Genomic DNA, 1,313 nt, shown 5'->3' with positions numbered 1-1,313 from the left:
ATGACCGCACTTTATTTCACTAAAGTGCGGTCATTTTTTATTGTGTTTTCATCAGATTCGTTTTATCAACATAATGAAAACAAAAAGGCGCATCATTCGATACGCCTTTCTAATCAGGTTTATTATCAATTATTTGATAATTTTAGCTACCACGCCAGCACCTACAGTACGGCCACCTTCACGGATAGCGAAACGTAAACCTTGGTCCATCGCGATTGGGTGGATTAAGGATACGGTCATTTTGATGTTATCGCCAGGCATAACCATTTCCACGCCTTCCGGTAACTCGATTGTACCGGTTACGTCAGTTGTACGGAAATAGAATTGTGGACGGTAACCTTTGAAGAATGGAGTATGACGACCACCTTCTTCTTTGGATAATACGTACACTTCAGATTCGAAATCAGTGTGTGGAGTGATTGAACCCGGTTTAGCCAATACTTGACCACGTTCGATTTCTTCACGTTTGGTACCACGTAATAATGCACCGATGTTTTCACCTGCACGACCTTCGTCAAGTAATTTACGGAACATTTCAACACCGGTTACGGTAGTTTTCGCAGTCGGTTTGATACCAACGATTTCAACTTCATCACCGGTACGGATGATACCACGTTCAACACGACCTGTTACTACTGTACCACGACCAGAGATAGAGAACACGTCTTCGATTGGAAGAAGGAACGGTTGGTCGATAGCACGCTCAGGCTCAGGAATGTAAGTATCTAAGTGGCTTGCTAATTCAAGGATTTTTTCTTCCCATTCTGCTACGCCGTTTAACGCTTGTAATGCAGAACCACGTACGATTGGTGTATCGTCACCCGGGAAGTCATATTGAGAAAGAAGTTCACGAACTTCCATTTCAACTAATTCTAATAACTCTTCGTCATCTACCATGTCGCATTTGTTTAAGAATACGATGATGTAAGGAACACCTACTTGGCGACCTAATAAGATGTGTTCACGAGTTTGTGGCATAGGACCATCAGTTGCTGCTACTACTAAGATAGCACCATCCATTTGTGCCGCACCGGTAATCATGTTTTTAACATAGTCGGCGTGTCCCGGACAGTCAACGTGTGCGTAGTGACGTGTTGGAGTGTCATATTCAACGTGGGATGTGTTGATGGTGATACCACGCGCTTTTTCTTCAGGCGCGTTATCGATTTGGTCGAATGCACGAGCTGCACCACCGTAGTGTTTTGCTAATACGGTTGTGATAGCTGCTGTTAAAGTGGTTTTACCATGGTCAACGTGGCCGATTGTACCCACGTTAACGTGCGGTTTTGTACGTTCAAATTTTTCTTTAGACA

The 1,313-nt window shown here is 43.6% G+C and carries 1 protein-coding gene; it reads right to left on the bottom strand.

The genetic code is table 11. From position 1 onward, the window contains the following. Positions 1-129: 129 nt before the first annotated feature. Positions 130-1,313 (bottom strand): elongation factor Tu (gene tuf / locus DK415_RS09425; RefSeq protein ID WP_109433409.1); only part of this gene is annotated, 1,184 nt, incomplete at its 5' end.

Origin of the sequence: Aggregatibacter segnis (assembly GCF_003130075.1) — a bacterium.
Classification (GTDB): Bacteria; Pseudomonadota; Gammaproteobacteria; order Enterobacterales; family Pasteurellaceae; genus Aggregatibacter; species Aggregatibacter segnis_A.
The sequence above is the reverse complement of the archived record's forward strand: the minus strand, read 5'-3'. Positions and strand labels throughout refer to the sequence as shown.